The sequence below is a fragment of the Variovorax sp. P4_D9 genome (assembly GCF_056401695.1).
This window is the reverse complement of sequence record NZ_JBFUIU010000791.1, coordinates 1-4,049: the sequence shown is the minus strand read 5'-3', so window position 1 is coordinate 4,049 and position 4,049 is coordinate 1. Positions and strand designations below refer to the sequence as shown.

The following is a 4,049-nucleotide window of genomic DNA, read 5'->3' as shown; positions in this document are numbered from 1 at the left end:
ACCTGGACCCGAAGGCGCTGAACTCGCCGACCACGCTGAAGGTGTTCCAGCGCATGACGCAGATCCGCAAGCTGGTCGACAAGGACTTCTCCGGACGCGACTGGAACGTCGCTTCGGGCTTGGTCATCAGCGGCAAGGCCGGCTTCCAGATCATGGGTGACTGGGCCAAGGGCGAGTTCGTCAACGCCAAGAAGGTGCCAGGCAAGGACTTCGCGTGCTACCGCTTCCCGGGAACTCAGGGCTCCGCGTCCTTCAACACCGACAACTTCGCGATGTTCAAGCTGAGCGATCCAGCAAAGACCGCGGCACAGATGAAGATGGCCGCGGACGTCATGGACCCCTCGTTCCAGTCGTCGTTCAACGTCATCAAGGGCGCGGCGCCGGCGCGCAATGATGTGTCGGACGCCGCGTTCGACGAGTGCGGAAAGAAGGCGATCAAGGACGCCGCCGAAGCAAGCAAGAACAACACGCTGGTCGGCTCCATCGCGCACGGCCATGCGGTTCCGGCCTCGATGAAGAGTTCCTTCTACGATGTCATCACGCGTCACTTCAACGGCCAGATCGACGACAAGAAGGCCGTCGCGGAACTGCTGTCGGCCGCCAGGAACTGAGCGATCAGATCAACCCTTGACCTTCGGGTGATATCCATCACCCGGCCTGAGGAGCACTGCGATGAAAGCCGGTTACCTACCCAAGTTGCTGTTCAGCCCCAGCGCGTTGCTCGTGCTGGTGTGCGTGTACGGCTACATCATGTTCACGATGTACCTGTCCTTCACCACGTCGACGATGATGCCGTCGTTCGAATGGGCGGGCGCGGCCAACTACACGCGATTGCTCGGACTRGAGAACTGGCAGGTCTCCCTCGTCAACCTGGCGACCTTCGCGAGTCTCTACATCGTGATCGCCATGGCGCTGGGTCTCGGGCTGGCGATCCTGATCGACCAGAAGATCCGCTCCGAGAGCGTCTTCCGGTCCATCTTCCTCTACCCGATGGCACTGTCGTTCATCGTCACCGGCACGGCCTGGAAGTGGTTGCTGGACCCAGGTGTCGGGTTGGAGCGCTCGATCCATCTGCTGGGCTGGGAGAGCTTCTCCTTCACCTGGATCAAGGACAGCGAGATGGCGATCTACTGCGTGGTGATCGCCGCCGTATGGCAGACCAGCGGTTTCGTGATGGCGATGTTCCTCGCGGGACTGCGCGGCGTGGACACGGAGCAGGTCAACGCGGCCAAGGTGGATGGCGCGAAGACCTGGCAGATCTACCTGCGCATCATCCTGCCGCAGCTGGGACCGGTGTTCGTCTCGGCCTTCGTGATCCTCGCGCACATGGCTATCAAGTCCTATGACCTGGTCATCGCGTTGACCAACGGTGGCCCGGGCCGCTCGACGTGGCTCCCGTCGGTGTTCATGTATCAGTACACGTTCACCCGCAACGAGATGGCCGTCGGTGCCGCGAGTTCGGTGCTGATGCTGGTGGCCATCGGTGCGGTGGTGCTCCCTTACCTCTTGAGCGAAATGCGGAAGGTCAAAAATGGCTAATGCAGCTACGCATGCCGCCGTGCATGTACACGGGGCCAGCGGCGTCCAGCCCAGGCTGGACATCGCGCGCATCGTCCTCTACGTCGTGCTGTTCCTCTGCGCCGTGGTCTTCCTGATGCCTGTCTATGTGATGGCGGTGAACTCGTTCAAGCCGCTCGACGAGATCCGAACCGGCAACATGATGTCCTTGCCTGTCGACTGGACGATCGCGCCCTGGCTGAGCGCCTGGAGCACGGCACAGATCGGGGTGCAACCGACCGGTCTGCGGCCCTTCTTCATCAATTCGTTCCTGCTCGTCATTCCCGCGGTGGTGCTGTCCACGCTGATCGGTGCCCTGAACGGCTACATCCTCACGCAGTTCAAGTTCCGCGGAGCGAACCTGATGTTTGCCGCAATGCTGTTCTCGGTCTTTATTCCATTCCAGATCGTGCTGATACCGATGGCGAAGACGCTCGGCTTCCTGGGGCTCGCGGGGACGGTTAAGGGCCTGATCTTCGTGAACACCGTGTACGGCATCGGCTTCACGACCCTTTTCTTCCGCAACTACTATGCGGCATTCCCGTCCGAGCTGATTCGCTCGGCCCGCATGGACGGTGCCGGCTTCTTTGGGGTGATGGGTCGGATCCTTCTGCCCAACAGCACGCCGATCATTGTCGTGACCGTGATATGGCAATTCACCAACATCTGGAACGAGTTCCTGTTCGGTGCGTCGTTCAGCGACTTCAGCTCTTATCCGCTCACGGTGGCATTGAACAACCTGGTGAACAGCAGCACCGGGGTCAAGGAATACAACGTTCACTTCGCCGGCGCGTTCATCGCGGCGATCCCCACGCTGGTCGTGTATCTCGTGTCCGGCAAGTACTTCGTCCGCGGCTTGATGGCCGGCTCGGTCAAGGGCTGAACGCCCACCCTCTTCAGGAGACATCCATGGCATCCCTCGATCTCGTCAACGTGCAGAAGAGCTTCGGCCCCGTTAAGATCCTGCACGACATCTCCATCGGCTTGCTCGACGGCGAGTTCCTCGTGCTCGTCGGCCCCTCCGGCTGCGGCAAGAGTACGCTGATGAACATCATCGCGGGCCTCGAAGAACCGACGAGCGGATCATTGAGCCTCCAAGGCCGCGACATCACGAATGTCGCGCCGGCGGAGCGAAACATTTCGATGGTGTTCCAGTCGTACGCGCTGTACCCGAACATGACCGTTGCGAAGAATATCGAGTTTCCGCTGGAAATGCGGAAGGTAGAGAAATCGGCGCGGGCCGAGCGCGTCAAGTCGGTTTCGAAGCTTCTTCAGATCGAGCATCTGCTCGATCGCAAACCACGCCAGCTCTCCGGCGGCCAGCGACAGCGCGTCGCCATCGGGCGCGCGCTCGCCCGGGAGCCCCAGTTGTACCTTTTCGACGAACCACTCTCGAATCTCGATGCGCAGCTTCGCGTAGACATGCGGACCGAGATCAAGAAACTTCATCAACGACTGAAGGCGACGATCGTCTACGTGACCCACGACCAGATCGAGGCGATGACGCTGGCGACGAGGATTGCCGTGATGAAAGGCGGTGTGCTGCAGCAGCTCGGCACGCCGTACGAGGTCTACAACCGCCCGGCCAATACCTTCGTCGCCAGCTTCATGGGCTCTCCGCGCATGAATCTCGTCAAGGCGCGCATGGCCGTTGCGGACGGTGCCTCGAGCCTGGAGATCCAGTCGGGCCAAAGTCCGCGTGTGAACATTCCGCTGCCGCCACCCGTGAACTTGGYCGCGTTGCAGGCTTACGCTGGCCAGGAAGTCATCGCCGGGATTCGCGCCGAAGCCGTGAGCCTCGCGCGAGACGGCATGGTCGCCGGACCGTTGCAGTGCTTTGTCGATGCCCGGGTGGAAGTCATCGAGCCGACCGGCGCGGATACCCTGGTGGTCCTGAACTTGGGGGGCAGCGAGTTCACCGTGCGCCTGGAGCCCGATGCACCGTTGAAGCCGGAGCAGAACGCGCGCTTCCTCATCGATCTGTCGAAGCTGGTGTGCTTCGACGTCAAGACCGAGATGCTGATTGCGTGACGGCCATGACAGCGCGCGACTACGACGTGGTGATCATCGGCTCCGGGGTCGGCGGCGGGGCCGTTGCCCGGCAATTGGCCGGCACCAGCGCGCGCGTCCTGATCCTGGAGCGTGGCCCTGTGCTGCCGCGCGAACCCGAAAACTGGAGCGCCGAGTCGGTGTTCGTCGACCTGCGCTACCGCAGCACGGAAACGTGGACGAGCGGTGCGCGTCGTTTCAGACCGGGGCAATATTATTTCGTCGGCGGCCATACCAAGTTTTACGGCACCGCCATGTTCCGCTTCCGGGAGCGCGACTTTCTTGCGCACGATCTCGAAGATGGAGTCACACCAGCGTGGCCCATTGGTTATGAGGAGCTGGAGGACTGGTATGGCCAGGCCGAGAATCTGTTCGGAGTGCGTGGACAGGCGGGAATCGACCCGACCGAGGCGCCACGCAGCGCTCCGTACGCGCATGCGCCC

General features: G+C 61.8%; 4 protein-coding genes and 1 pseudogene. All 5 read left to right on the top strand.

Features of this window, described 5'->3' with window-relative positions; genetic code table 11:
- The coding region (locus AC1DY5_RS45260) for an extracellular solute-binding protein (protein ID WP_478120932.1) at nt 1-611 on the top strand (611 nt) is incomplete at its 5' end.
- Between the two features lie 61 nt (nt 612-672).
- Complete coding sequence (locus tag AC1DY5_RS45255) at nt 673-1,539, top strand: carbohydrate ABC transporter permease (RefSeq protein WP_478120931.1); 867 nt, start codon at nt 673-675, stop codon at nt 1,537-1,539.
- Nucleotides 1,532-2,440, top strand: a complete 909-nt coding sequence (locus AC1DY5_RS45250) for a carbohydrate ABC transporter permease (protein ID WP_478120930.1) — start codon at nt 1,532-1,534, stop codon at nt 2,438-2,440. Before AC1DY5_RS45255 ends, AC1DY5_RS45250 begins: the two co-directional genes overlap by 8 nt.
- A gap of 26 nt (nt 2,441-2,466) precedes the next feature.
- Nucleotides 2,467-3,588, top strand: a complete 1,122-nt coding sequence (locus AC1DY5_RS45245) for an ABC transporter ATP-binding protein (RefSeq protein ID WP_478120929.1) — start codon at nt 2,467-2,469, stop codon at nt 3,586-3,588.
- Between the two features lie 5 nt (nt 3,589-3,593).
- Nucleotides 3,594-4,049: pseudogene (locus AC1DY5_RS45240) on the top strand (dehydrogenase); the annotation flags it as partial.